26 protein-coding genes are annotated in these 26,829 nt (G+C 62.1%); 19 read left to right on the top strand and 7 right to left on the bottom strand.

The genetic code is table 11. From position 1 onward, the window contains the following. Positions 1–139: 139 nt before the first annotated feature. Both AC6I99_RS20760 and AC6I99_RS20755 read left to right on the top strand, forming a co-directional pair. Positions 140–451 carry a hypothetical protein gene (locus AC6I99_RS20760; protein ID WP_224093189.1) on the top strand — a complete coding sequence of 104 codons (312 nt, stop codon included), beginning with the start codon at positions 140–142 and terminating at the stop codon, positions 449–451. Then, positions 451–1,791: a hypothetical protein gene (locus tag AC6I99_RS20755; protein ID WP_497961683.1), complete on the top strand. Its 1,341-nt coding sequence runs from the start codon at positions 451–453 to the stop codon at positions 1,789–1,791. The genes AC6I99_RS20760 and AC6I99_RS20755 overlap by 1 nt, the downstream gene beginning before the upstream one ends. Before the next feature lie 62 nt (positions 1,792–1,853). On the opposite strand, the gene AC6I99_RS20750 is transcribed toward AC6I99_RS20755, so the two are convergent. Then, positions 1,854–2,282, bottom strand: coding sequence for a phage holin family protein (locus tag AC6I99_RS20750; protein WP_224093193.1), 429 nt, complete (start codon positions 2,280–2,282; stop codon positions 1,854–1,856). A 126-nt stretch (positions 2,283–2,408) separates the two neighbouring features. Between AC6I99_RS20750 and AC6I99_RS20745 the strand changes: the two genes are divergently transcribed. From AC6I99_RS20745 to AC6I99_RS20725, 5 genes are all read left to right on the top strand, one after another. Continuing rightward, positions 2,409–3,527: a histidinol-phosphate transaminase gene (locus AC6I99_RS20745; protein WP_224165719.1), complete on the top strand. Its 1,119-nt coding sequence runs from the start codon at positions 2,409–2,411 to the stop codon at positions 3,525–3,527. A 149-nt stretch (positions 3,528–3,676) separates the two neighbouring features. Beyond that, complete coding sequence (pdhA, locus tag AC6I99_RS20740) at positions 3,677–4,870, top strand: pyruvate dehydrogenase (acetyl-transferring) E1 component subunit alpha (RefSeq protein ID WP_224093203.1); 1,194 nt, start codon at positions 3,677–3,679, stop codon at positions 4,868–4,870. Then, complete coding sequence (locus tag AC6I99_RS20735) at positions 4,870–5,850, top strand: alpha-ketoacid dehydrogenase subunit beta (protein WP_497961681.1); 981 nt, start codon at positions 4,870–4,872, stop codon at positions 5,848–5,850. The genes pdhA and AC6I99_RS20735 overlap by 1 nt, the downstream gene beginning before the upstream one ends. 55 nt (positions 5,851–5,905) lie before the next feature. Further along, positions 5,906–7,522 (top strand): dihydrolipoamide acetyltransferase family protein, encoded by a 1,617-nt coding sequence (locus AC6I99_RS20730; protein ID WP_497944114.1) that lies wholly within the window; start codon positions 5,906–5,908, stop codon positions 7,520–7,522. A gap of 104 nt (positions 7,523–7,626) precedes the next feature. Continuing rightward, entirely contained in the window at positions 7,627–8,238 is a 612-nt protein-coding gene (locus AC6I99_RS20725) for a phosphatase PAP2 family protein (RefSeq protein ID WP_497961680.1), read from the top strand. Between the two features lie 68 nt (positions 8,239–8,306). Here the strand turns inward: AC6I99_RS20725 and AC6I99_RS20720 are convergent, their stop codons facing one another. The 3 genes from AC6I99_RS20720 to AC6I99_RS20710 form a co-directional block, all read right to left on the bottom strand. Continuing rightward, positions 8,307–8,645 (bottom strand): hypothetical protein, encoded by a 339-nt coding sequence (locus AC6I99_RS20720; protein ID WP_224093208.1) that lies wholly within the window; start codon positions 8,643–8,645, stop codon positions 8,307–8,309. Between the two features lie 144 nt (positions 8,646–8,789). Beyond that, positions 8,790–9,218: a universal stress protein gene (locus AC6I99_RS20715; protein WP_224165715.1), complete on the bottom strand. Its 429-nt coding sequence runs from the start codon at positions 9,216–9,218 to the stop codon at positions 8,790–8,792. Continuing rightward, complete coding sequence (locus AC6I99_RS20710) at positions 9,215–10,525, bottom strand: aminotransferase-like domain-containing protein (protein WP_497944116.1); 1,311 nt, start codon at positions 10,523–10,525, stop codon at positions 9,215–9,217. The genes AC6I99_RS20715 and AC6I99_RS20710 overlap by 4 nt, the downstream gene beginning before the upstream one ends. Positions 10,526–10,635: 110 nt before the next feature. Between AC6I99_RS20710 and AC6I99_RS20705 the strand changes: the two genes are divergently transcribed. From AC6I99_RS20705 to AC6I99_RS20695, 3 genes are all read left to right on the top strand, one after another. Beyond that, entirely contained in the window at positions 10,636–11,484 is an 849-nt protein-coding gene (locus AC6I99_RS20705; protein ID WP_224165713.1) for an isocitrate lyase/PEP mutase family protein, read from the top strand. Between the two features lie 111 nt (positions 11,485–11,595). Then, positions 11,596–12,663 (top strand): hypothetical protein, encoded by a 1,068-nt coding sequence (locus AC6I99_RS20700; protein ID WP_497961678.1) that lies wholly within the window; start codon positions 11,596–11,598, stop codon positions 12,661–12,663. Continuing rightward, entirely contained in the window at positions 12,644–13,183 is a 540-nt protein-coding gene (locus AC6I99_RS20695; protein ID WP_309928179.1) for a hypothetical protein, read from the top strand. Before AC6I99_RS20700 ends, AC6I99_RS20695 begins: the two co-directional genes overlap by 20 nt. Positions 13,184–13,265: 82 nt before the next feature. On the opposite strand, the gene AC6I99_RS20690 is transcribed toward AC6I99_RS20695, so the two are convergent. After that, the gene (locus AC6I99_RS20690) at positions 13,266–14,135 is read right to left on the bottom strand and encodes a GerMN domain-containing protein (protein ID WP_497961676.1); all 870 of its coding nucleotides are present in this window, start codon (positions 14,133–14,135) and stop codon (positions 13,266–13,268) included. A gap of 166 nt (positions 14,136–14,301) precedes the next feature. Next, positions 14,302–14,868, bottom strand: coding sequence for an NAD(P)H-dependent oxidoreductase (locus AC6I99_RS20685; RefSeq protein WP_224093246.1), 567 nt, complete (start codon positions 14,866–14,868; stop codon positions 14,302–14,304). A gap of 86 nt (positions 14,869–14,954) precedes the next feature. Between AC6I99_RS20685 and AC6I99_RS20680 the strand changes: the two genes are divergently transcribed. From AC6I99_RS20680 to AC6I99_RS20640, 9 genes are all read left to right on the top strand, one after another. Next, complete coding sequence (locus AC6I99_RS20680) at positions 14,955–15,560, top strand: TetR/AcrR family transcriptional regulator (protein ID WP_224165709.1); 606 nt, start codon at positions 14,955–14,957, stop codon at positions 15,558–15,560. A gap of 299 nt (positions 15,561–15,859) precedes the next feature. Continuing rightward, complete coding sequence (locus AC6I99_RS20675) at positions 15,860–16,843, top strand: ABC transporter permease (RefSeq protein WP_224093251.1); 984 nt, start codon at positions 15,860–15,862, stop codon at positions 16,841–16,843. Continuing rightward, positions 16,843–17,814 carry an ABC transporter permease gene (locus AC6I99_RS20670; protein WP_309928177.1) on the top strand — a complete coding sequence of 324 codons (972 nt, stop codon included), beginning with the start codon at positions 16,843–16,845 and terminating at the stop codon, positions 17,812–17,814. Before AC6I99_RS20675 ends, AC6I99_RS20670 begins: the two co-directional genes overlap by 1 nt. Continuing rightward, positions 17,811–19,958, top strand: coding sequence for a dipeptide ABC transporter ATP-binding protein (locus AC6I99_RS20665; protein ID WP_497961674.1), 2,148 nt, complete (start codon positions 17,811–17,813; stop codon positions 19,956–19,958). Before AC6I99_RS20670 ends, AC6I99_RS20665 begins: the two co-directional genes overlap by 4 nt. 74 nt (positions 19,959–20,032) lie before the next feature. Then, on the top strand, positions 20,033–21,760 hold the full coding sequence (locus AC6I99_RS20660) for an ABC transporter family substrate-binding protein (protein WP_224093255.1): 1,728 nt from the start codon (positions 20,033–20,035) through the stop codon (positions 21,758–21,760). Between the two features lie 218 nt (positions 21,761–21,978). Next, a complete protein-coding gene (locus AC6I99_RS20655) occupies positions 21,979–23,028 on the top strand; it encodes a Gfo/Idh/MocA family protein (protein ID WP_497961672.1) in 1,050 nt (349 codons plus the stop codon). A 172-nt stretch (positions 23,029–23,200) separates the two neighbouring features. Then, the gene (locus AC6I99_RS20650) at positions 23,201–23,887 is read left to right on the top strand and encodes a hypothetical protein (RefSeq protein WP_497961670.1); all 687 of its coding nucleotides are present in this window, start codon (positions 23,201–23,203) and stop codon (positions 23,885–23,887) included. Positions 23,888–24,068: 181 nt separating this feature from the next. Then, positions 24,069–24,617: an RNA polymerase sigma factor gene (locus AC6I99_RS20645; protein ID WP_497961668.1), complete on the top strand. Its 549-nt coding sequence runs from the start codon at positions 24,069–24,071 to the stop codon at positions 24,615–24,617. Further along, positions 24,614–25,501 (top strand): hypothetical protein, encoded by an 888-nt coding sequence (locus AC6I99_RS20640; protein ID WP_497961667.1) that lies wholly within the window; start codon positions 24,614–24,616, stop codon positions 25,499–25,501. Before AC6I99_RS20645 ends, AC6I99_RS20640 begins: the two co-directional genes overlap by 4 nt. A 134-nt stretch (positions 25,502–25,635) precedes the next feature. Here AC6I99_RS20640 and ald read toward each other — a convergent pair whose 3' ends face one another. Then, the gene (gene ald / locus AC6I99_RS20635) at positions 25,636–26,754 is read right to left on the bottom strand and encodes an alanine dehydrogenase (RefSeq protein WP_216926266.1); all 1,119 of its coding nucleotides are present in this window, start codon (positions 26,752–26,754) and stop codon (positions 25,636–25,638) included. Positions 26,755–26,829 lie beyond the last annotated feature (75 nt).

Below are 26,829 nucleotides of genomic sequence, written 5' to 3'. Positions count from 1 at the left end.
GGCGCCCGAGTTGATGACTGCGCTATGTGGACAGCCGTGCGCGTTATCCACATAGCCAACGGCGGCACTTCCGCCCGGTTTCCGGGCTCCGTAGCGTCATACCTACCGATCAGCAGAACAATCAATGGAGTACACGGACATGAGCGTCGGCCTGATGCCTGCAGCCACCCCACCCACCTTCGATCCCCTGGAGTGTGCCTCGCGCAGCCACGAGGTCCAGAGGCTCGCTTGGCGTATTAAGTCGTGCGTGGACCAGACGGATGCCGTGCTGGCATCCTTGCGGCGGACCCAGTTGGAGGAGTGGCAGTCTCCCGCCGGAAGTGCATACAGGACAACTATTGCCCTTCACGCGTCGGCGTTAATGCGTGCACGGGAATCATTGGAAGTCGCTGCTGCCTCCGTTCTCCGTCATTCCCAGAACGTAGCTGTCTCCGGTGGGAGGGGCAACTGATGGCTGATGTTGCTCCTGTTGGTGCGGGTTCAGCCCCCCAACCTACGGCGCCCGCCCCCGATGGGATCCTTGGCATTCGTGGCGGAGTGGGCGGAATATCCTGCCAGTTCGAAGAGCTCCTGCGTGGAGCGGCACTGCTTGACGAGTTGGTCCAACAGTTAGTTGGTGTGGAAGCGGAAGCCCGCCGGGTGAAGGCAGATTTGGGGTCCTACCTCTTCGACTCGTACGCCTCGGGGTGCGCCGCGATCGATGCGGTGGCCATAAGTGGTCAAGAGGTAGGCAGGGTACGGCAGGAATTGGTTGGTGTCAGCTCGAGTGTGCGGTCCAGCCATCACGATTACGTGCAAACAGAGGTCAAGAATCTGTTCCCGCGGATGTTGAGGCTTGATGAGATGAAGATGTCAGGTGCTCCCTGGGTACCTGGCCCGGACATCACGCAAAACGTGGTCACAAGCATCATTCCACCGGGCATGGATGCGGGGGACATCATGCGTGGGCTTCTGCAGTCACCCGTCGTCCCCGGACTAAGGCCGCGCCCGGTGAGCATCGAGAAGATCGACGAGTCGATCGAGCAAGTGGATCCATCCATGGCGCAAAGCATCCGGCGACTCGAGCAACTCCATGCCCGGGGCGATGGAGAGATTGAGATCATCCAGCTCGACCACGATGGCTCGTCCTCGTGGATGGTGTTGATTCCGGGAACACAACCCGAAGCACCAGATACCAATCCTTTCGATATTCCCGGCGTTGGTGAAGCCCTCGGTTATGACTCGGAAGAAGTGGTGCCTGCTATTGGTCAGGCGTTGAGGGAAGCCGGAGCTGAAGCCGGCGAGCAGGTGGTAGCAGTCGGGCATAGCCAAGGAGGGGCACACGCCATGAACCTCAGCCGGAACAAGGCGTTCCTCAGCGAATTCGACGTCAGGTATGTCCTCACAGCTGGAGCTCCTGCTGGCGGCATTAGCTCGGAACCGGGAATTGCTGCGTTGCATCTGGAGCACGTCCAGGACTGGGTCCCGGGTTCGGATGGCCGCGTGAACCCGGATACCAAGGACAGGGTCACGGTCACGCTGAACAATGACGTAAAAACACCCGAGGGGGAGGACCCAGGCCTGGGGCCCGGTCACCGCCTGGAGAACTACGCGGCAGGTGCCGAATTGGTCACGGCGAGTCGGGATGCCTCGCTTGCAGCTTCAACAGCGGCGTTCGCTGGTGTTGTTGGTGTGGGCGGGGCGGCGAAGGTAACGCACTTCAAACTGGAACGGGCACCCTTGCCGGACAAGAGGCCGGGCCTTCGTAATCCCAATCTTCCAGAGACACGATCCGTGGCCGGGGCGCGGTAAGTCCAGCGTGATGGTGGGCGCAGCCCAAACGGTGCCGGGAGCGCGAGCGACGGGAACTGCTTCTAGCGTTTGCGGGCGCCTGGGATGAGTCCGGCAACCAGGCTGATGATGCTGATGATGATTGAGGCAAGGATGGCTGTCCAGAAGAACGAGTCAATGGTGAGGTGCACAGGCGTAAAGCTGCTCAGCCACGCTGTCAGGTACAGCATTGCCGCATTGATGATGATCGTAAACAGGCCCAGGGTCAGGATCGTCACAGGGAGGGACAGAATCTTCACCAGCGGGCGCACGAACGCGTTGACCACTCCAAAAATCAGGCCGATAAAGAGGTAAGCCAAGACGATGCCTGCTGCATCCGCGCCTTCAGTAATCCCCGCGTTGGCTGCCGCCTTTTCAGTGGCGGAGGAGGATATCTCCAGTCCCTCCAACAGCCAGCTGGCGACCCACAGGGCCAGGCCATTGATCAGGACGCGAACTATGAATGAACCCATGCGCCCATGCTTTCACACTCGTCTGTGGCTCGGCTGGGACATCGCCAAGGAGAGGGAACTTGAAGAGGATGAAGGTTGGGCGGGAGAACACCCAAACGCCGCAGGGGTACAAGTAGGCTTGAATCCATGACTACTACTGACAACGCACCGGAGGGCGTACTCCCTCGACCGGTCGTGGACAGGCTCCCCAAGTACGCGGCTGGTAAACCCCCCGCTGCGATTGAAGGCCTCACCAGCTACAAATTGTCGTCCAATGAAAACCCGCTGCCTCCGATCCCTGCAGTGTTGCAGGCCATCGCAGACCAGACTGACATCAACCGATACCCAGACCCCCTGGCAACCAAATTGCGCAATGCTTTGGCTGGTTTCCTGGACGTCCCCGCTGACGACGTCGTCACCGGTGCAGGAAGCCTCGGCGCACTCAACCAGATTCTTGCCACTTTTGCGGGCCAGAATGATGACGGCAAGTCGGACGAGGTGATCTACGCCTGGCGCTCCTTCGAGGCTTACCCCATTTGTGTGGGCCTTGCCGGGGCGGCCAGCGTGCAGATCCCGTTGCTTCCGGATGGCCGTCACGATCTCGAAACCATGGCCGCAGCGGTGACGGTGCGCACCAAGGTGATCTTGCTCTGCACCCCGAACAACCCCACCGGACCCATCCTCACGGCTGAGGAAACGGAGCGTTTCATCCAGTCGGTGCCACCCAACGTGGTGGTGGTCATCGATGAGGCGTACCAGGAATTCGTCCGCGACCAGGCTGCTGTAGACGGGATCAAGCTCTACCGGAAATACCCCAATGTCGTTGTGCTGAGGACTTTCTCCAAAGCCCACGGGCTGGCGGGACTGCGCGTTGGCTACAGCGTTTCCGGCCCGCAGCTCACCCAGCACCTTCGCGTCACGGCTACACCTTTCGCCGTTTCGCAAATTGCAGAGCGCGCCGCGATTACATCCCTTGAGAATTTCGACCAGGTTGTCGAAAGGGTACAAAGCCTGGTGGACGAGAGAGACCGCGTCACTTCGGGTCTTCGAGATCTCGGATGGTTCGTGCCGGAAGCCCAAGGGAACTTCGTTTGGTTGAACCTGGGTGCGAACAGTGGCGAGTTTGCGGCGTTGGCAGCCGAGCAGGCCTTGTCTGTCCGGGCCTTCGGAAATGAGGGAGTGCGGGTCAGCATCGGCGAAGTGGAAGCCAATACGCGGTTCCTGAAACTCTGTGCAGGTTATACAAAGGCTCCGCACAGTTCCTAGCGGTTAACAAATGCGCCTACGCTACTTACTGCCGATAAAGTAAGGACGAAAGCCAAAATATATGCCCATTCCGGAATGCATTCCGGAATGGGCATATATCCCAGCGACAGACATTGCCCGGCACTAGCTGCGGCAAGCAAGGAGACGGAATGGGCTCGACACAACTGCCCCCCGGGACCGATGAAACTCTGGCGGCAACCTCAGCGGCTGTAGCTGCCTCGGGTGAACCCGTAGAGATGGTCCAGTTGCTCGGCCCTGACGGAAAACTAGGTACCGATCCCGTCTTCTCTGACTATGCCAAGCGGATAGACCCCGAAAAGCTCCGCGTCTTTTATGCCGACATGGCCAGAATCCGCCGTTTTGACCAGGAAGCTACTGCCCTGCAGCGCCAAGGCGAACTCGCACTGTGGGTGCCCCTGACCGGTCAGGAGGCCGCCCAGATAGGCTCGGCCCACGCCAGCCAGCCGCAGGACTACATTTTCCCCACTTATCGTGAACACGGTGTCGCACTGGTGCGAAACGTGGACCTGGCCGAATTGTTGAAGCAGTTCCGCGGAGTCTCCAATGGAGGCTGGGACCCGCGGGGGAACAACTTCCACCTCTACACCCTGGTCCTGGCCGCCCAAACGCTTCACGCCGTGGGCTACGCCATGGGCATCCAGCGGGACCAGAAGCTCGCGGTTGCCGGTGATTCCAATGATCCCAAGGCTGCGGTGATTGCCTACTTCGGTGACGGCGCCAGCTCCGAAGGCGACGTCCACGAATCGATGGTTTTCGCTGCCTCCTACGATGCCCCGGTTGTCTTCTTCTGCCAGAACAATCACTGGGCCATCTCCGTGCCTACCGAAGTCCAGACCAAGGTCCCGTTGGCCAACCGCGCCAAGGGCTACGGTTTCCCGGGAATCCGTGTGGACGGCAACGACGTCATTGCCGTCCACGCCGTCACTGAATGGGCCCTTGAGCATGCCCGTGAAGGCAGGGGCCCTGTGCTCATCGAGGCTTACACCTACCGGGTTGGCGCACACACCACAGCGGACGACCCCACCAAGTACCGCGAACTGGCTGAAGAAGCCGCGTGGCGTGAGAAGGATCCGCTGGAGCGTTTGGAGAAATACCTGCGTACGGAGGGGCTCGCCGATGAGGCCTTCTTCGAACAGGTGCAGGCCGACGGCGATGAGCTGGCCAAGTATGTCCGCAGCACAACGCATGGCCTTGAGGTGCCGGACATCCGGGATTCATTCGCCAACGTCTACGCCGAAGCACACCCGCTGATTGCAGAGGAACAGGCGTGGTTCGAAGAATATTCGGCAGGCTTCGAAGCCGACCAGGAGGCAGCTAACTGATGGCAACAATGACCATTGCAAAGGCCATCAACGAAGGTCTCCGCGCATCGCTGAAGAGCAACCCCAAGTCCCTCTTGATGGGCGAGGACATCGGGCACCTTGGTGGTGTTTACCGGGTGACCGACGGCCTGATCAAGGAATTCGGGGCGGACCGGGTCGTCGATAGCCCGCTGGCTGAGTCCGGCATTGTTGGTACCGCTATTGGGCTCGCTTTGCGTGGCTACTTTCCGGTGTGCGAGATCCAGTTTGATGGCTTCGTCTATCCGGCTTTCAACCAGATCACCACGCAGTTGGCCAAGATCCATGCCCGCAGCCATGGCCGCCTGACTGTTCCTGTGGTTATTCGGATCCCGTACGGTGGCGGCATCGGTTCCATCGAGCATCACTCCGAATCCCCGGAAGCGTTGTTCGCCCACACCGCTGGCCTCCGTATCATTTCGCCGTCCAACGCGCACGATGCTTATTGGATGATCCAGAAGGCCATTGAGTGCCAGGACCCCGTGATCTTCTTCGAGCCCAAGCGCCGCTACTGGCTCAAAGGCGAGGTGGATGTTGAGAATGCCGGTCTGTCAGAAGACCCCTTCAAGGCACACGTGGTCCGTGAAGGGACGGACGCCACGATTGTGGCTTACGGGCCGTTGGTTCCGGTTGCCCTTGCTGCAGCAAACGCCGCAATTGAGGATGGACGCAGCATCGAGGTCATCGACCTCCGTTCCATCTCGCCTGTGGATTTCGACACCGTTGAGGCGTCGGTCAAGAAGACCGGCCGGCTGATCGTCGCCCACGAAGCACCCACGTTCGGTGGCATCGGCGGAGAAATCGCCGCCCGGATCAGCGAACGGGCGTTCCTGCACCTTGAAGCCCCTGTGATCCGCGTTGGCGGTTTCCACATGCCGTATCCCGTGGCCAAGGTTGAAGAGGACTACTTGCCGGATATCGACAAGATCCTCGAAGCGCTCGACCGCTCCCTGGCTTACTAAACCGCCCTGATCCAGTCCGGCTCCACAGCCGGGCAGACGGAAATCGAGGACCACCGTGACTGTAAAGAAATTCAACCTGCCGGACGTCGGCGAAGGCCTGACCGAGGCCGAGGTAGTGGCTTGGAAGGTCAAGCCGGGCGACACCGTTGCCATCAACGACGTCCTGTGCGAGATCGAGACAGCGAAATCGCTCGTTGAGCTCCCTTCGCCCTTCGCCGGAACGGTCACCGAGCTGTTGGTCGAGGAAGGCATCACGGTGGAGGTCGGCACGGCAATCATCGCCGTTTCGGACAACCAGCCCGGGGACGCAGGACCGGTGACCCAGGCTCCGGCGTCGGCTCCCACGGTCGATGCCCCTCTCTACGGCAAGCTTCCCGCTGATACCGACAACGGCGAAAACGGCCCGGCAGGCGGACCGCTGGTGGGTTCCGGCCCCAAAGCCGACGCCGTGAAGCGCCGTGCGCGCAAGCGTCCAGCGGGTACTGGCGAGGCAACTACGGTCGCCGAAAACGCCGAAGGTACAGTCCAGGACCACCAAGCGGTTCTGGCTGCCCAAGCAGCCCAGGCGCCGGTGCCTCATCGCCCGACGTCGACACGTGCCGCCGTCGCGCAGGTCACCCATGCGCCGGTCACCCAAGCGGCCGCAACCCAAGCGCCGGTCACCCAAGCGCCGGAAGTCACGACGCCAGAAGGCACGGCGCCGGGAGTGTCTACGGCCCAGACCGCCGCATCACGCGGTGCCGCCATCAGCGGCACCATCAGCGGGCTCGTCAACAAAGTCCTGGCGAAGCCGCCGGTGCGCAAGTTCGCCCGTGATCTCGGCATTGACCTTGCCGACGTCGTAGCCACGGGGCAGCGCGGCGAGGTGACCCGCGAGGACCTGGTCAGCTATCAGGCGCAGCGTGACGCTGAGCTGGATCAGGCGGAGTCTTTCTGGGGTGCTTCCAAGAAGCCGCAGGACCAGAGGATCGAGCGCGTACCCGTTAAGGGTGTGCGTAAGGCGACCGCCAAGGCCATGGTGGAGTCCGCGTTCACGGCACCGCACGTCAGCATCTTTGTTGACGTCGATGCGAGCCGGACCATGGAGTTCGTCAAACGGCTCAAGGTTTCGAGGGACTTCGAGGGAATCAAGGTATCCCCGCTGCTTATTTTGGCCAAGGCAGTCATTTGGGCGGCCGCGCGGAACCCCAGTGTCAACGCCACGTGGGTGGAGAACGCTGATGGCAACGGCGGTGCGGAGATCCAGATCAAGCACTTCATGAACCTGGGCATTGCAGCTGCAACACCGCGTGGCTTGATGGTGCCCAATATCAAAGACGCACAGGACCTCTCCCTCAAGGAGCTGGCCCTCGCCCTGAACGATCTCGCCACCAAGGCCCGGGCGGGCAAGACGCAGCCCGCCGAGATGCAGGGCGGCAGCCTGACCATCACCAACATCGGTGCGCTTGGCATTGATACGGGTACGCCCATCATCAACCCGGGCGAGGTTGCCATCATTGCGTTTGGAACCATCAAGCAGAAGCCGTGGGTTTTGGACGGGGAAGTGATTCCGCGGTGGATCACCACGCTGGGTGGCTCCTTTGACCACCGGGTGGTGGACGGCGACCTCTCGGCCCGCTTCATGGCCGATGTGGCTGCCATCCTTGAAGAACCGGCCCTATTGCTTGACTGATCGGGGTTGCTTGACTGATCGGGGTTGCTTTGACTGATCGCCCGGCCGCCAACACGGCGGCTTCAGGGTCGAACACCGCTGTGGCTTCTGGCAACTCTGGTCATGTGCCTGTCCGGTTGCTGTCAGGACCCTGGCGCGTTGTTGCCCGGGTCCTGACGGAAGCCTTCCAGCCGCCCATCGTAGTGACGGCTCTCCTGTTGATCAGTCCGGCTATCGAACCCGGCTTTCCCGGGACCATGGGTTTTGGGCTGCTGGGAGCTCTCTTCGTCTGTGTCCTGCCGTTGGCGTACGTGCTGGTGATGGTCAGGCTGGGCAGAATCACCGATCATCATGTCAGCGACCGCCGGCAGCGGCCGCCGTTGCTGTTGCTTGCCTTGATTTCCGTGCTGGCGGGCGTGGGGGTGCTCCAGCTGGTCGGGGGTCCGACGAGCGTTTCACTGATGATCATTGCGCTGCTCGGAGGCATTGCTGTTCTTGCGGTGGTGAGTGCTTTTTGGAAGATGAGTGGACACACTTCGGCCATCGCAGCCGCTGCCGTCATTACCGTTTTGATGTTTGGGCCAGCTTGGCTGTCCGTGTTGGTGATTGTTCCGGCCGTGGGGTGGTCGCGGGTGGTGCTTCGCGCCCATACCCTCGGTCAAGTCGTCGCCGGGTCTCTGTTCGGCGGCACCGTCATCGCGGGTTTGTGGTGGCTGCTGCGGGAGTGGATGCTCTGAGGCCAGGCCAGCATCTGCTGTAAGGGGCACCTGCTGTGAGGGACACCTGCCGTAAGGGCGGCCCCGCTTTAGAACGCGGGGTAGTTGACCAGCAATGCCTGAAGTTCCGTGGTGGACATGTGGTTTGCCATCTCCACGCTGATGCCCATAGCCATGGCTGCGAAGGTGATCATTGCGACGCAGGCAAGGGAGAGGAACCGCCAGTCCTTACGCATGATGCTGGTGAGAGTTTCCGGCATGTTCAGGCTGGGGGAAATCATGTTGGGGGCGCTGTCCCAGGAGCCGTCGTCGAGCATCGCGATGATGCGGTCATTCGCGCGGTCAAAACGCATCGTGCTGATGCTGTTGCCGTGGCGGGCAAGCAGGATGTCGTGTCCAACGCGCTGGCGCGGCTGCAAAGTAAGCAAGTGAAGTCCCCTGAAGTCAGTTGATGGAGGATGGCTCACGCCATTGGGGGCATCTCAATTTTATAACGATGACTTCGGGGGACAGGCCAAAATCACGCCAAAAGCCGGGTGAGGCTCCCCACCCGGCGGCGTGATTCAGGTCGCTTACGGTTGGTCGGTCTTGGCGATGTAGACATCGCAGGGGGCATTGTGGGCCACCGTGTTGGCTACGCTGCCAAGGACACGACCAAGGCCTTGCATGCGCCGGTTGCCCACCACGATCAACCGCGCTTCGAGCATTTCTGCTTCTTTGACCAAGGCTTCGCCGGGCTTGCCGCGGGCAGCCGAGTACGTTACCTCGAGGCGCTCATCAGCCAGGCGCTCCGCCACTGTGCGGGCGACGGCTTCGGCTTCCGCAGCGTCTGACACGATCCATTTATCGGTCCCGATCTCAACTACCTCGGTCTTGTTGCTATCAAATGCGCTCACCACGCGAAGACTGGCGCCAATCCCGATGGCCAGTTGCTGGGCAGCCTTGGCCGCCCTCATCGCCGTCTCGCTACCGTCTACTCCTACAATGACAACCCCGGTCATAGTGCTGCTCCTTCAGTGGTGGCTTTGATGGCCTCTGCGAGAACAGGGGCCAGACGACGTACGCCTTCGGCAATCGTATCCGGCGGTACAGCACTGAACGCCAGACGAAGCTTGTTGGACGGGCCATCTGCCGGCGAGAACGCTGCGCCGGGTATGAAGACAACCCCCGCATCGATGGCCTTCTTCAACAAAGGGTAGGTGTCCACGTTTTGGGGCAACGTGACCCAGACGAAGAATCCACCATCGGGACGTGTCCACGAGAGCCCCGCTGGCATGTATTCGTCCAGGGCGCTGAGAAGGGCTTTGCAGCGTTCCGCATACAGGCCGCGGTAGGTTTCGATTTGCCCCCGCCAGTCGTAGTCACGCAAATATGCGGAGACAAGCATTTGGTTCAGGGGCGGCGGGCAAAGCGTGACTGCTTCGGAGGCCAGGTAGAACCGACGCTGCAGGTGTGCGGGCACCAAGGCCCAGCCAATGCGGAGACCCGGCGCGAAGATCTTGGAGAAGGACCCCAGATAGATGACGTCATCGGGATTTGCAGCCCGCATCGGTGCGATCGGGTGGCCGTCAAACCGCAGCAGGCCGTAGGGGTTGTCCTCCAGCACGATGATATTCGCCTTGCGGCATATATCTACGATCCTCTGCCTGCGCGACTCTGCCAGGGTGATGCCCGAGGGATTGTTGAAGTTGGGGATCGTATAGAGGAACTTGATGCTCTTGCCTTCTGCCTGGAGCGCGGCGATCCTGGCCTCAAGCAACTCAGGTACCAACCCGTCGTCGTCCATTTCGATTGGCTCCACCTGCACCTGGTAGGCCTCGAACGTATTCAGGGCCCCGACGTAAGTGGGGTTTTCGACGAGGACAACGTCGCCGGGATTGCAGAAGACCTTGGTGGCCACATCCTGCGCTGACTGGGAACCAGCAGTAATCACGATGTTTTCAGGCTGGGCGTCCATGATGCCTTCTGCGCCCATGATCGCGCAGACTTGCTGGCGCAGTTCAGCGGTCCCTTGGCCCCCGCCGTATTGCAGGGCGGTCATCCCGTCTTCGGCGATGATCCTGGCGGCGGTCTGGCCAAGCTTTTCCAGCGGCAGCGACTGCAGGTACGGGTTGCCGCCTGCGAGCGAGACAAGGCCGGGCCGCATGGAGATATCGAAGACGTCGCGGACAGCGGACTGCTTGATGTTGGCGGCCCGCGCGGAGAACAGTTCCTCGTGCGGGTGGGCGGCGGCCGTGGCGGCCCGCTCAATGGCGTCGATGGCTTCAGCGGGCAGCTTGGTGCCGGCATCCAATGTTTCGTGGGTCACAGTGACAGGATACTCCTGAAGGTTGCTAATTAGGCAACATATGTTTTCAAGAACGCGCCGGTTTGCGTGGTTTCCTTTACGCCGGGAACGGTAGGGGCTGGAATGTAGCTATGACACTGCACCGGGGATCCGTGACCAAAGCCGAACTCTTCCACAAGCTTCACGACGCCGGACCCACGCCGCTGGTCCTGGTGAACGTTTGGGACGCGGCTTCCGCCCGCGTGGTGCAGGAGGCTGGTGCGACGGCGATAGCTACCTCAAGCTCGGCAGTTTCCTGGAGCCTGGGCTTCCGGGACGGGGACCACGTGCCTTGGGGACTGGCGATGGCGGCGCTTGGGCGGGTGGTAGGGGCAACCAAACTGCCGGTAACTGCCGACATCGAAACTGGATACGGGCGCACGGACGATGAACTTCGGGCCACCGTGCACGGAGTGCTGGATGCCGGTGCGATCGGCATCAACATCGAGGACTCGGCTGCAGAACCACTGACGGACATCAACGAACAATCGCGGCGTATCGCTTTGATCCGTGCCGTGGCGGACGAGCGTGGAATCCCGTTGTTCATCAATGCCCGAACCGACACATACCTCTCCGGACAATATTCGGACAACGCTTACGACGAGACCTTGCGCCGTGCTGAGTCCTACCTCACGGCGGGTGCGGACGGCATCTTCGTTCCCGGGGTCGTGGACCTTCACGTCCTGCACGAACTCTCCAGTAAGATCCCCGCGCCCCTTAATGCCCTTGCGGGAGTAGGCGCGCCTTCGCCACTCGAACTTCACGACGCCGGCATACGGCGCGTCAGCATCGGCGGCAATACGGCTAAAGCTGCCTACGCAAAAGTCGCACGGGTGGCGAAGGAAATTCTGGGCGACGGTAACTGGGCAGGATTGGCAGGCACCCGCAGCCACGACGAGATGGATGCGCTCTTCGCCCAAGGGCCCAAATACAGGCCGTAAGCAGCGCGGTTTGCGGCAGATGAAAGCGCACGACGCCGGAACCCGGCTTTAATGTCTGACCCCGCCATTAGCTTGGAATCAGTAGCAAAGACCGCAGGCAGGGGAGGGCGGATGGCAAGACGCAGTGTGCAGTTCTGGCGCATTGACCAACTGAATGGCGAGGATCTGCGCGCTCCGTTTCCGGCGCGCCGCGTAGCGGAGGTACTCAAGAAGGCCCAGGAAGCTGGGACGGACCGGCATTTCATCGGCATGGACGGCACGGTGTTGGTTGCCCAGACCGCATCTTTCTCACCGCATCCGGTGATCCTCCTGGATCGGGTCCGCGATACGAACCTGCCCAGCGTCGGGGATGCGCTTGGACGCCGCAAGCCCCTCCCCTTGGAGCCGGGTGACCATCTTCTGGAAACCACCTACTTTGCCTTCCTGAAGCGGAACGTCATCGCCGTGTTGACCAGTGGCAACGGCCCCCGGGCTTCCAGGATGGGGGAGTACCTCGAAGGCATGCTGGGGCTTGAACCCGGACTGGTCCCGGTGGTCCGTGAGGATATCGAGGAGATCCTTACCAGGCTTGAGGTGAGTCGCTTCGAGTTCGCGCTTCCTGCTGAACGCCTCTCCGGAAAGTTAATGGAGGGTGAATGGGCTGACGTTCTGGAGAGCGCCTCACGCCTGGTGACTGAGGGAACCTTCCGGATTTCCCTCACTGTGGGCCGTTCGGGAGGGGCCGGGGACAAGCAGCGGATCCGGGAACGCATCCAGCAGCTCATTGACCTCTTCCGCAGGGCGGGATCCGTAGAGCACTTCGACTACGTCGTGGCCGAGGGCAAGGACTCCCTGACCGGTGACCGCGAGGTGGTTGACCTGCTGAAAGAGCGTTTCATCTCCCATATCGAGGTGGACCCCGATGTGTTCAACGATCCCCGGAAGTCCGCTGCCGAGGCAGTCGCCATCCTGAACAAGCAGGCCAGGGACAACGAAGCATTCTTCGCCCTCACGCTGCCGGAAATCAGAGGCTCAGCAGACTCGGTCCCTGTGCCGGACATCGTCGCAGGTGGAATGGCGGCAGTGCGGGAAGCTCTGGCAGCGTCCACAAAGGAGGAAGCCGCCAAGGCAAAGCCCGGGGATGTTAAACCAGCGGAGGGATCAGAAGGCAGCGCGGATCATGAGCTTGTACGAGGTTGACGTAGAGCACGCCGGGCGACGCCGGACGGTGTGGAGGTGGTTTCTGCTCCATCCGCCGGCAGACTATGCGTGGGCGGTAGTGGCTGTGCTGATGTGGCTTGGCTTGGCCCGGCTTTTGGAGCAGCCCTTGATGCTGGAGGGCGTCGATCCAGGTGCCCGTCGAACCCTGTTCCAAACCCTCGCTACGTTGGCTGGTGCTACCGCTGGCCTCACGCTCACCAGCGTCTCCATGCTGATCAACGTGCTCGGCAAAAAGGCGGCGCCCGGGCAGCGTGAGCTTCCCCTGGAGAAGCTCACCGCCTTGCATCGTCGCCAAATCGGAGAAGTGTTCCTGTTCGCCATCCCGGGGCTTGGCCTGCTGGTGGTGGCTGCCCTCGTCACCGTGGTGCTGGAGGGCGATGGGCCCAGGGGCCTCTGGATCCCGGAGGCGGTTGTCTTCGTTCTCGCCTTCGCGTCCGTGCTTGCGCTGCTCCGCGTGGCGTGGGCGCTCCGGCGGGTGCTGGCCATCGCAACGGCTTGAGAGGCTGCGGCCCCAGGCCTTAACAAATCCGGACGGTCCGCGCGCACAAAGCGCACTAACCCCACTGACTGCAGTAACCGCACTAACGCAGGCTCAGCGCCTCAGCCAAAGTCTTGCCATTGATGTAGATTTCGGCCCGGGATGCTCCGCTGGCGGAGACGATGGTGTGGGTCAACTGGGCTTCAATGCGCGGGATGTCGCAGACTCCTCCGGGGCGCAGCGTTCCACTCAAATTCACCACCACGGTTGCTCCGCTGACGTATCCCGACGCGAAGTGCAACGAGGAATCAGCCAGCGAATCGTAGAGGCCCGCGCCGGTGTCCAGGGGCATGCCGGCTTCCAGCAGGCGGCTCAGGGCCAGCGTCAAAGGGTCGCCGGGCGCCAGGGCGCCCCGGACAGGCACCAGGCTGTCGTTGCATCCGAAGCGGACACCTCTTGAGCCCCCGTCGTCAACGGCAACGTAGTAGACAGCCGGCCCCAAATTCAGGTCCTGGGGTACGGTCGCAGCCCGGGCGACGGGAGCAACAGCCGTCGGTGAAGGGCTCGGCGTAGCGACGGGTACAGGCTCGACGGCGTCGCCTTGCTTGGGCGTTTCGGTCGCCCCAATGCCAGGGGTACCCGTGCCGGAACTGCCGGAACTGCCCCCGCCCCCAGGGCCCGAAGTGCTGGAAGGTTCGGCTGTCGAATCACGGTCCGCAGTGCCCCCGGTCGTCGTGGACGGCAGAGACGGAGCGCCGGAGGCCCCATCCGCGGCAGCATTGCCATCACGCGCCGAACTCGAGGGGCCCGCCACGGGAACAGGCGAACCAGCCTCGGGCGATGGCAAACGACCCGGGTCCGAAGTGCAGCCGGCCAGCAGCAGACCCAGCACGAGGCAGGCAGCCGGGATCGCCGTCGTACTTGTTGGCCTCCGCCCGGCACGCATGACAGCCCCACGCTCCTGTCCGTCCACCTGTAGTTCAACGTTAGGCCCGTGTGACTTGGAGCAAAATGCCGCTACGGTGACGGTTCGGACAAGAGTTGATCACGCTGCGTCCCGTAGACACGGGAAACGCAAATGCCCCCGCTCCATCCTGAAAATTCGCAGGCGCGGAGCGGGGGCAACGAAAGCGCTAAGGCTAGGCTGCGGCTTCTTCTTCCTGAACGGCAGTCAGGGGCTCGAAGATAGCCTTGATCTGCTCGACAACCTCGGCGTCGTCCTTCGGGTGGAGTTCAGCGAAGCGGATCATGGAACCCGGGACGGCCAGCTTGACGTCGTCAAGGACCTTGGCGCCGGCGATCCCGACAGCCTTGCGGGCCTCGTCCTGTGCCCAGACTCCGCCGAACTGGCCGAAAGCGGTTCCGACGACGGCGGTCGGCTTGCCGCTGAGTGCGCCGGCGCCGTAGGGGCGGGACAGCCAGTCAATGGCGTTCTTCAGCGATGCGGGCATGGTGCCGTTGTGCTCGGGGGTGACGAGGAGAAGGGTGTCGGCGTTTGCTGCAGCGGCGCGCAGGGCCGCAGCTTCGGCGGGAACCTGGCCTTCGACGTCGATGTCCTCGTTGTAGAACGGGATGGTGCCCAGGGAATCGTGGATCTGGACTTCGACGTTCTCCGGTGCGTTCAGCTGGATGGCTTCGGCGAGCTTCTTGTTGTGGGAATCAGCGCGGAGGCTGCCGACGAGGGTAAGAACGGTGCTCTTTGACATGGTGTCTCCTTTGTAAGTGTTGGGACCTTCACTGATACTAAACGGACTGCGGTCCGGTTTCTATTCCCGGGTCTAGAATGTTTCTTGTGAGCTCGATCCCAATCCAGCCGGACGTGCCCTTCGGTCCGCCGCATGAGCGCAGCGATGCCGCCCGGAATCGCGAGCGGTTGCTCTGCGCTGCCCGCGAACTGGTTGACGAGTTCGGAGTAGAAGCGCTCACGATGGACGCGCTCGCCTGCAAGGCCAAAGTAGGTAAGGGAACCGTGTTCCGCCGCTTTGGTAGCCGGGCCGGCCTGATGATGACCCTTCTGAGCGACTCTGAATCTGAATTCCAGCGCGGCTTCATGTTTGGTCCGCCACCACTGGGCCCGGGCGCGACGCCGAGCGAGCGCCTGGTGGCCTTCGGCGAGGGCCGGATCTACTTCGTCCTGGAAAACGGTGAGCTCCTCAAAGCGGCCGCAACCAATGCCCGCAATCGCTTTGACGTGCCGGCCACCGTCCTTGCCCACCGACATGTAGAGGTCCTGCTGCGGGAGGCCGGCATCGCGGATCCGTGGGTCATGGCGATGTCACTGCTTTCCGCGCTGGATCCGGAACGAATCGTCAACGACGTGAGGGTTCACGGCATCTCGCCGAAGAGGCTCACGGACTCGTGGCGCGAACTCGTCACGCGCCTCATGCGATCTTCCTAGCTCACCTACGAGAGTAGGGCCGTAAGCGCCACAGTGCCGCGGACGTCGGGATCGTGACGCGAATACAGATAACAATCTGGCTGCAGGCTTGAAACGGGGCCTCTTTGAGCGAAACGTGAAGCAGTTATTGTGGTAGTTTCCTCTTGAATGTGACCCATGCCATAAAAGGGCGGTGTTCACGTGGAGGGGTCTGGGGGGCGATCACCCTTCATGCCAATTCGTAGCTGACGCCGGCCACAGCCGGGAACCGCGGAAGGACGAGCATTGAGCTTTGCCACGATCCAGGGCAGCCGCCCGACATGCTGAAATATCTGACGAAGCGGTCGGGCATCTACCTGATCATGATCTTCCTGACCACGAGCGCGGGCTATTTCCTGGCAGTATCAACGCTCAAACCGGCGGTCCTGGAACAGGAGAAGATCCCGCGGCCAACCCCGGAACAGGTGGCAGCCTCCTTCCGTGGCCTTGGACTGGACCCTGACGCCAGTCCCTGGGAACGCTATATTGGCTGGCTCGGCGGCATCATTACCCGCTGGGACTGGGGCCGCAGCCCAAACGGGGCATTCGTCAACGCCGAATTCGCTGACCGGGTACTTGTTTCCACAAGGCTGTTTATCGCCTCCATCATCCTGACGCTGATCATCGGCGTCGCGCTCGGCGTTTATTCAGCAGCGCGGCAGTACAAGTACCAGGACCGCGTCATCACGTCCTACAGCTACCTGGTGCACATCCTTCCCGCGCCGATCGCCTACTTCCTGGTGCAGTTGGGGGCCATCAGCGTCAACGAAACCGTAGGCCAGCGCATCTTTTTCGTCACCGGCATTTCGACGCCGGGGATCGAGCCGGGTTGGCCGGCTTTCGTTGACCTCGTGGCCCACTACGCCGTGCCCACCTTTGCGATGACCATCTTCGGCTGGGCCGGTTACCAGATCGCCCAGCGGCAGTATCTCCTGGACAACGTGAATGCCGACTTTGTCCGCACGGCCAGGGCAAAAGGCCTCACCCGCAACCAAGCCATCAGACGGCATGCCCTGCGGGTCTCCTTCATTCCCGTGGCGCAAAGCATCGCCTTCACCATCCCCGCGATCTTTACCGGTGGCTTCTTTGCCGAGGCGATATTCGCCTGGCCAGGCATCGGCCTGTGGAGTATCCAGGCAATCGGGCTTCAGGACGTCAACGTCGCCACGGCTACGCTGGCCTACGGCTCAGTGATCTTCGCAATCGGTGCCATCCTTGCCGATTTCGCCACAACGCTGGTCGACCCGCGAGTGAGGGTCCAGTAATGACGAACATCATTGACCCCATCGCGGAAATCGACGAATCCAGGGTTGCCGACCAGGACGTCGTTATCGGCAAGACCCGCATTATCTTCCGTCGCTTCATGCGGAACCGTACCGCCGTCGCCGGTTTGTTCATCTTCCTGGCGCTGTTCCTCTTCTCCCTGTTCGGCGGGTTCCTGACGCCCTGGGACAAGGACACGATTGATCCCCTCAACATCGGAATGGGACCATCACCGGATCACTTCCTGGGCACGTCCCAGGCAGGTATCGACCTCATGGCGCTCATCGTTGAAGGCACTCGGATCTCGATCTTCATCGGCCTGATCGTGGGCGGCGTATCTGTCCTGATTTCCGCCGTCTACGGCTGCACCATGGCGTTCTTCGGCGGCAAAGTGGACGCCGTGATGTTGTTCATCCTTGAAGCCCTCATCATGATGCCGGCCATCCTTGTGGTCGCCGTGGCCACCAGTGGGGGCGGCGGACTCAAGGACCTTCCCAGCTGGCTCCTGCTGATCATCGTGCTGCTGTTCTTCAGTTGGATGGGCACGGCCCGCCTGGTTCGCTCATTATCGATGTCCCTCATGCAGCGGGACTACGTCAAAGCCGCCAAGTACATGGGTGTCCCGTCCCGCAAGATCGTGTGGCGCCACCTCGTCCCGAACATCGGCTCGCTGCTGGTCCTCGATTTCACCCGCGGTATCACCGGTGCCGTGCTGGCCGAAGTGGCGTTCTCCTTCATCGGCATCGGCATCAAGCTCCCCGATGTGAGCCTGGGTGTGCTCATCGGCCAGGCCACCGGCCAGGTGTCCTCGTTCCCGTGGATGTTCTGGGTTCCGCTGACCGTCATGTTCCTCCTGACCGGTTCGCTCGCGATGATGAACGATGGCCTCCGCGACGCCTTCGACCCCAGCTCCAGTTCGATCGGCCGCGCGAAGCGGACCACAGCACGAACAGTAAAGAAGACCCGCAAATGAGCACCAACATCTCCCACACCCCCGCAGAGCGGCTTCGCGACGCTGGACTCTACGCCCCCGGCGACGCCGTCCTGAGCGTCCGGGACCTCAACGTCCGCTTCAATTCCGAGAACGGTGTTGTCCACGCAGTGCGCGGCGTGGACTTCGACCTCATGCCAGGCAAGACCCTGGGCATCGTGGGCGAATCGGGATCGGGAAAGTCCGTGACGTCCATGGCCATCATGGGACTCCTCCCCGAGACTGCTGATATCTCCGGTTCGGTGCGCTACAAGGGCAAGGAACTCCTGGGCCTCAGCGACAAAGCCATGTGCAGGCACCGCGGCAGCGACATCGCCATGGTGTTCCAGGATCCGCTATCGTCGCTGACCCCCGTTTACACCGTCGGGAACCAGATCATCGAGGCCCTGACCGTCCACAACCCCACCATGAGCAAGCAGGCCAAAGAAGCCCGCGCCGTCGAACTTTTGCGGATGGTTGGCATCCCCAGTCCCAAGGACCGGCTGAAAGCCTTCCCGCACGAATTCTCAGGGGGGATGCGCCAGCGCGTGATGATCGCCATAGCGATCGCCAACGATCCACGTGTGCTCATCGCCGATGAACCGACGACGGCGTTGGACGTCACCATCCAGGCGCAGGTGCTGGAAGTCCTGCACACCGCGCAAGAGGAGACCGGCGCCGCCGTCGTCATGATCACGCACGACCTCGGCGTTGTGGCGGGCATGGCCGACGACATCATGGTGATGTACGCAGGGAAGCCGGTGGAAACCGGGACTGTGGAGGACATCTACTACAACCCTCGGATGCCGTACACCATGGGTCTCCTCGGCGCCGTTCCCCGCGTTGACACCGCCAACAAACAGTCACTGGTTCCGATCGAAGGCACGCCGCCCAACCTGACGCTTCCCGTAACCGGCTGCTCGTTCGCGCCGCGTTGCCCGCTGGCCAGCGATGCCTGCCTGCACGGCGAGCCCGAACTCTTTTCGGTGCCGGGTTCCGAAGGCCACAGGGCAGCCTGCATCAAAACGGACCAGCTATCGGGCGACGCGGACGTCCACGAGATTTTCCAGGCGCCGCCCAAGCCCGTTTCAAAGTTCGACGGCGTGGCTCGCCTTGAGCGGGACAAGGTCCTTGAGCTGAAGGACGTGAAGAAACACTTCCCACTCCTCAAGGGCGCGCTGATCAAGCGCAGGATCGGCACGGTCAAGGCCGTTGACGGGCTGAGTTTCGACATCCGCGAAGGCGAATGCCTCTCGATCGTCGGCGAATCCGGCTGCGGCAAGACCACCACGCTCCTGGAAATCATGGAATTCCACCCGGACCAAGTGGGCGAAGTGGTCATCGGCGGCGTCAGCAATAAGGTTGCCACCGACGCCAGGACGAAGATGGCCATGCGCAAGGAAATGCAGATGGTGTTCCAGGACCCCACGGGTGCACTGGATCCACGCTTCACGGTGTACGAAGTCCTGGCCGAACCGCTGGAAAACCTGGGCATGCCCAAGGCCGCCGTCCGGAAGCGCATTATGGAACTCATGCGGCTCGTGGGCCTGCAGGCGGACCACGTCAACCGTTTCCCCAACCAGTTCTCCGGAGGCCAGCGCCAGCGCATCGGCATTGCGCGGGCGCTGGCAGTGAATCCGAAACTTGTGGTGCTGGACGAACCGGTCTCTGCGTTGGATGTCTCCGTCCAGGCCGGCGTTGTCAATCTCCTGGACCAGCTACGTGCCGAACTGGGCCTGAGCTACCTGATGGTTGCCCACGATCTCTCCGTGGTCCGCCATATCTCGGATCGCGTGGCCGTGATGTACCTGGGCAAGATCGTGGAAACCGGCGACGTGGACGAAGTGTTCGACAATCCGCGGCATCCCTACACGAGAGCCCTGCTCTCTGCGATCCCGGTACCCGATCCCAATCTGGAACGCACGCGTGAACGCATCATCCTGCAGGGCGACCTTCCCAGCCCGCTTGATGCGCCAAAGGGTTGCAATTTCGCAACGCGTTGCCCGGTATTCGCCGCACTACCTGCCGCCAAGCAGGAGAAGTGCCTTACTCTGGAGCCGCCACTTGCTTCAGAAGGTCAACAGGAGTTTGCATGCTTCTTCCCGGACGGGGAAATAGATGCCGACATGCTGGTGGTGCATGCCTGACGACAAATGACTCATTGATTGAACCCTGTATTCAATTCGTAAAGATTTCCAGTCGTAAACATGAAGGGCAAACCATGAAGAAGTACACGACGATCGGCGGCGTAGCAGTTGCAGCTGCACTGATGCTGACCGCTTGCGGCGGGGGAACGCCGTCGGGTCCGGCCTCCCAGAAGGCCGAAGAAGCTGGCGGTGACATCAGCAAGCTCATTAGCGTTAATGCCAAGGAAGCCAAGGACCTGGAGCAGGGCGGCACTGTCACCCTTGCCATAGGCAGCATTGGCCCTGACTTTAACGGCTTCTCCAATGTGGGCAACAGCGCAGACAACTCTGCGCTGATGACTCCGGTTAATACGGCCTCCATCAACAGCGGCGGCATCGGTGGCTGCTGGAAGCTGGACTTCGACGGCAAAGCAGAGCCCAACAAGGACTTCTGCGAAGACGTCAAGAGCGAAGTCAAGGATGGGAAGCAGACCATCACCATCAAGGTCAATGACAAGGCGACCTGGAACGACGGAACGCCGATCGACGTCAAGACCTTTGAGAACACGTGGAAGATGCTCAAGGGCGACGATAAGTCGATCGACATCGTTTCGGCGGGCGCTTACGCTTTCGTGGACTCGGTCAAGGCCGGCGCCAACGACAAAGAAGTCATTGTCACCACCACCCAGCCCGTCTTCCCTTTGGAAGGTCTCTTCTTCGGCCTGATCCACCCGGCAATCAACACGCCTGAAATTTTCAACACGGGCTTTGCAGGCAACATGCACCCCGAGTGGATGGCCGGCCCGTTCAAGATTGAAAACTACGACACCACCGCAAAAACGGTGACCATGGTTCCGAACGACAAGTGGTGGGGCCAGAAGCCGGTCCTTGACAAGGTGGTTTGGCGCCAGATGGAGCCGAGCGCCACGATTGCCGCGTTCAAGAATGGTGAAATCGACGCAGCCAATGGCCGTACCCTGGGCCGCTACAAGCAGCTCGAAGGTACCAAGGATTCCGATATCCGCCGCGGCCAGCGCCTGTTCGCAGGTGGCCTCAACCTGAACGCCAAGCGCCCGGCCCTTACCGATGTGGCCGTACGCAAGGCAATCTTCACCGCAGTGGACCGCAAGGCCATCCGCGATGTCCGCTTCAACGGCTTGAACTGGTCCGAGGAAAGCTCGGGTTCCATGATGCTCATGCCATTCTCCGAGTACTACCAGGACAACTACCCCGTGAAGGAAACCGGCCCTGAGCAGGCCAAGAAGGTCCTGACCGATGCCGGCTACGCCCCGAATGACAAGGGCATCATGGCGAAGGACGGTGTTCCTGTTTCCTTCAAGATCACCAACTTCGGAGACGACCCCACCACGGCGGCAACGTCGCAGACCCTGCAGAACCAGCTCAAGGCAGCGGGCATGGATGTTTCCATCGATCAGCGCGGAGACGCCGACTTCGGCAAGGTCATTGGTGGCCGCGAGTTCGACGTAACCATCTCCGGTTACACCGTGGGTGCAGACGCAACCGACGCCGTGAAGCAGTTCTATGACTCCACCACCAACGAGAACGGCCTGGGCGACGCTGAGCTGGATGCCGAGATCAAGCGCCTGGCAACCATCGCGGATGACAAGGAGCGCAACAAGGCGGCCATGGACGTAGAGAAGAAGCACATGGAGAAGTACTTCTCCATGGGCACCGTCCTCAACGGCCCGGAGATCCAGTTTGTACGTACGGGCCTGGCCAACTATGGACCGTCCCTGTTCAAGAGCCTGTCCAACGTTCCGGACTGGACCACTCTCGGCTGGGAAAAGGGCGCCAAGAAGTAACGCTTTGCCCTAGGACCTAAACACAACGAGGCCGGGAGCTTCCCTGAACTGTTCAGCGGTTCAGGGCGGCTCCCGGCCTTTTCCGATCGTTCTCTCACGTCCTGCGGCCTTTTCCCGATCGTTCTCTCACATCCTGCCGCCTTTTCCCGATCGTTCTCTCACGTCCTGACCTTCCGCAGTGCGCACCGCCGGGAGGTTTACTGAATTAGCCTTGGGGCATGACTTCCAGGCCGATTCGCACCGCCATCGCAGGTTTTGGGCTATCAGGCAGCGTGTTCCATGCGCCCTTCATTGCAAGCAACAGTTCGTATGAGCTTGCCGTCATTGCAACATCCGACGCCCAAAGACAGGCCAGAGCCGCTGAACGATACCCGCAGGCAAAGGTAGTCAGCACGCCGCAGGACATCCTGGCGCTAGCCGGCGAACTGGATCTCGTCGTCCTTGGCACACCGCCCGCCACGCACTATCCGCTGGCGAAAGCCGCGCTGGAAGCCGGGCTCGACGTCGTCGTCGATAAGCCGTTTGTCGTCCACAGTGCCCAAGGTGAGGAGCTGATCCAACTCGCCGCGCAAGCGGGCCGTGTCCTCACCGTCTACCAGAACCGCCGCTGGGACGGAGACGCGCTCACGCTTAAGAAACTGCTCGACGCCGGGACGCTGGGTGCGGTGACCAGGTTTGAAGCGGGAATGGAGCGCTGGGCGCCGGAGATCGCGAAAGCGTGGAAGGCAAGCGCAACTGCCGGGGACGGCGGTGGGGTCCTGTTCGACCTCGGTGCACACGTGCTGGACCTGGCCCTCCAATTCTTCGGACCCGCGCACGTCACCTATGCCGAGATCACAGCCCGACGGCCGCAGGAGAAGGCCGACGACGACGTCTTCATCGCGCTCCAGCACCAATCCGGCGTCGTCAGCCACGTGACCCTGAACCTCAACAGCCACCTCCACGGCCCCCGCTTCCGCGTGCTGGGCACGAAGGGCGGCTTTGTTAAGTTCGGCACCGATCCGCAGGAGCCCTTTATTCTGGGCGGTGGACTGCCGACGGCCGCCGAGTACGGCGTCGAACCTGCCGAAAACTACGGGACCCTTGAGTTGGACGGCAAGCGCCGAACCGTCGCCACCGAGCGCGGGGCCTATCAGGAGTTCTATCGCCTCCTCGCCGAAAAGATCGACGACGGCGGTGCGGCCTCCGCGCTTCCCTCACCTGTGGATCCGGCCGACTCAGTGGCGGTGCTGAAGCTGATCGAACAGGCCAGGGCATTGGCTTCCTAAGCGTGGATTTGTTCAGGCAGGTCCTGCCCGGAAACATTTTTTTGAGGAAGGCGTAACCTCAGCGGTGCCCGGAACGATGTAGAGGGTGTGTGGGCCACGTCCGCACGCTGATCATCCGGCAGCGACCCAAACGCTGCCGGGGCAATCCCCACATCGTTTGTCGGAGGCTTTTATGTCCTTGTTCACTGTCCTTGCCACCAGCAAAGTCGCCGCCGGCGTCCTGGCTGCCGGAGCCGTAGCTGCCGGCGGAACCGGTGTCGCTGCCTTCAATGGCGCGCTTCCCACCGAAATCCAGCAGAGCGCCCACGACCTCGTCGGCGCACCTGCACCGCTCGCCACGAAGGCGGCAGAAGCGGCCGAAGCCGGCCAGGCCAAGGCGACTGACGCCGTCGAGACCGCCCAGGCAAAGGCTACCGACGCCGCCAAGACTGGCGAAGACAAGGCAACGGACGCTGTTGACGCTGCGAAGTCCAAGGCCGAAGACGCCGTCGCCGCAACGCCTGAAGCTTTCGGTCTCTGCACTGCCTTCATCAACGGTGGCCTCAAGGCTGACACCAAGGTCCCCGGTTTCAAGTCCCTGGTTGTGGCCGCAGGCGGCGAAGCCAACGTTGAAGCCCACTGCCAGGCAGTAGTCGACGCCGGCAAGGCTGCCGGTCTGAAGGCTGACGGATCCGCAAACGCTGACGCTTCCGTTGCAGCCAAGGTGCCGGCCGTTCCGGCTGTCCCGGCTGTTCCGGGAACGGACGGCGCCCCGGCTGTCCCCGCTGTCCCTGCAACACCGGCTGCTCCCGCGCTGCCGACGCAGGTCCCCACAGAGGTTCCTACCGCTCCCGGTGCAGGCCTCGATTCGGTCCGCTAAGCGCTCAGCGGTTACGGTTTAAGGGTGGGGCTCCTTCGTCTGGTACGGGGAGCCCCACCACTTTACGGACGGTCGAGTACGTAACAGACGGCAGTGGCAACGGATGTCCTGACCCCGGGAAAGAACCGGGGAGGGTGCTCCAGAGAGGCCGCTGCGCTGCGCGGGATGGAGGCATCCACGGGTGCTAAACCCATTAGCTGATGAATATGTGCAGACGGACAATGACGATCCCGCTCTGCTCTTCACCGATGCCTACAACCAGTTCTCCGGCCCGGTTTTCGGCTACCTCCGCGCCCGCGGGGTGGACGATCCCGAGGCCGTGACGCAGGACGTCTTCCTCGCCCTGTATCCGAAGCTGCCGGATCTGCAGGGCGGCCTCCAAGGCGCCAGGACCCTGCTGTTCTCGATCGCGCACGCGCGTATGGTGGACCATTACCGCAAGCGTGAACGGACCCCGGATTCAGCTCCGTATGAGGTTGAGCTCGATGCGCGGCAAGCGCCCTCGGCAGAGGACCAGGCATTTGGCCGCGGCAGCCTGGGCGTCACGGAACTTCTGGAGGACCTCGCCGCAGATCATCGCGAAGTCCTGGCATTGAGGGTGGTGGCTGACCTCTCCGTGGAAGAAACGGCGGCCATTATGGGCAAATCCCAAGGGGCAATAAAACAACTGCAGCGCAGGGCATTGAGTGCACTGAGGAAAAGTGCACTACGAAGGAATGGCACACCATGAGTGAACACATCACCCCGGCCGGACGACGGACCGGTGGCGCCGACGGTTATACAGGCGAGCAGGCCATTGACCGTCTGTTGGCCGATTCCGGATTCGACGACGCCCGCGACATCCGTGCCGAACTTCTTGAACTGCGCTCCCTCGCCAGCACCGCTCCGCCGCCCTCTGCGGCCGTCCGCGCGTTGATGATCGGCGGCCGGGCGGCCAGCGGCACAAGCACGACGGCGGAGGTCGCCTCCGCCACGGCGGGTGCATCGACGGCGGTACTTGCGTCCGTCGAAGGATCCACTGACTTAACTTCCGTTGACGAACTCGCGGCCCGCCGTCGTCGTAAGCGGCGCACTGCGATCGCCGGGCTCGCTGTGGCAGTGTCATTGGCAGGCGGCGCTACGGCCGCGGCTGCTTCCGAGGGTGGCATCCCGGGTGCTTTCCAACATCTGGGCTCGACGATCGGCTCAGTAGTTTCGCAGCTCACGCCGGGATCAGGCAATGGATCGGGGCATAATCCTGGTTCCCCCTCCGAGCAGGAGCGTGGCCGCACCGTGACTCCGGCAACCCCATACCGATCCGGCAGCAACCCCGGGGGCAATGGCACCTCGGGAAATGGCGCCAACCCGGGCCAGGAGCCTCAAGGGGGCACCAATGGCGCGTCCGGACATTCCAATTCACCCAAGGCTCCCAACGGGGGAACGCCCGAAGTACCCAGGCTCCCCGGGAATGGTCAGCCCGGCAACATCAGCATCCCGACTCCCGCAGCACCCATCACGCCGCCGGGCATCGAGGCCCCCAACGTAACCCCGCCGACCCTTCGGCAATCGGATATCCCTGTGCCGGTTCCCACTCACGTGGTCCCTGAGGAACCAGTCGCCCCCGGCAACGGCTAGAGCACGGGTTTGCTGCCCGGCAATTTGCTGCCCAGCACGGGTTTGCTGCCCAGCACGTGCAAAGCCCGCTATTCCGTTGCTGGACAGCAACGGAACAGCGGGCCGGCGACTTGTCACCGCCGCAAGGGCAAAGCCTAGGCGGTAACCACGCTGTGCCAGTCGGCAACGAGGGGCAGGTTGTGCGCCTCGGAAACCGAGTGGTGTGCCACGTGGCCTGCGGCGATGTTGAGGCCGGCGGCCAGGGCGGGGTCGCGGTCGAATGCGGCCTTGACGCCCAGGTTGGCCAGTGCCACGGCGTAGCGCAGGGTGACGTTGGTCAGTGCGTACGTGGACGTGTTCGGAACAGCGCCAGGCATGTTGGCAACGCAGTAGAAGATCGAGTTGTGGACCTTGTACGTCGGTTCCTGGTGGGTGGTGGGGTGTGTGTCCTCGAAGCAACCGCCCTGGTCCACGGCAATGTCCACCAGTACCGAGCCCGGCTTCATCCGGGACACGAGTTCGTTGGTGACCAGCTTGGGAGCCTTGGCGCCCGGGATCAGGACGGAGCCGATCACGAGATCTGCGTCGACAACTGACTTCTCGATCTCGTAGGCGTTGGATGCCACGGTCTTCAAGCGGCCCTGGTAAAGGGCGTCGAGTTCCCGCAGGCGGTTGATGTTGATGTCCATGATGGTGACATCGGCACCGAGGCCCAGCGCCATGGCGGCAGCGTTGGTTCCGGCAACACCGGCACCGAGGACAACAACTTTGGCCGGACGGACGCCCGGTACGCCGCCAAGGAGGATTCCCTTGCCGCCCGCCGGTGCCATCAGCGAGGAAGCGCCGACCACCACGGACAGGCGGCCTGCGACCTCGGACATCGGGGCGAGCAGCGGAAGGGTGCGGCCTTCCTGCACCGTTTCGTAGGCGATGGCCGTGACGCCGGAGTTGATGAGCTCGGCAGTGAGTTCGGGCTCGGCGGCGAGGTGCAGGTAGGTGAAGAGGATGAGGCCCTTGCGGAAGCGGTGGTACTCGGCCTTGATGGGTTCCTTGACCTTCATGACCATGTCCGCGCGGCCCCAGACGTCATCCGCGTCGGCAACGATTTCAGCTCCCGCGATCGAGTATTCCTCGTCCGTGATGCCAGAGCCCAGGCCCGCACCCCTCTCAACCAGAACGGTGTGTCCGTGAGTGCGGAACTCGTGGACACCTGCGGCCGTGATGGCTACGCGGAACTCGTTGTTCTTGATTTCTTTGGGGACGCCGATGATCATTTGCTGGCTCCATCGTTTGCGGCTTTTTCGGCCGGATATTTGCTGTGGGCTGTGATTCCAGAATAAGTCCGGCTG

Source organism: Arthrobacter sp. TmtSoilC77 (assembly GCF_059739415.1).
This window is presented reverse-complemented; position numbering and strand designations above follow the sequence as displayed.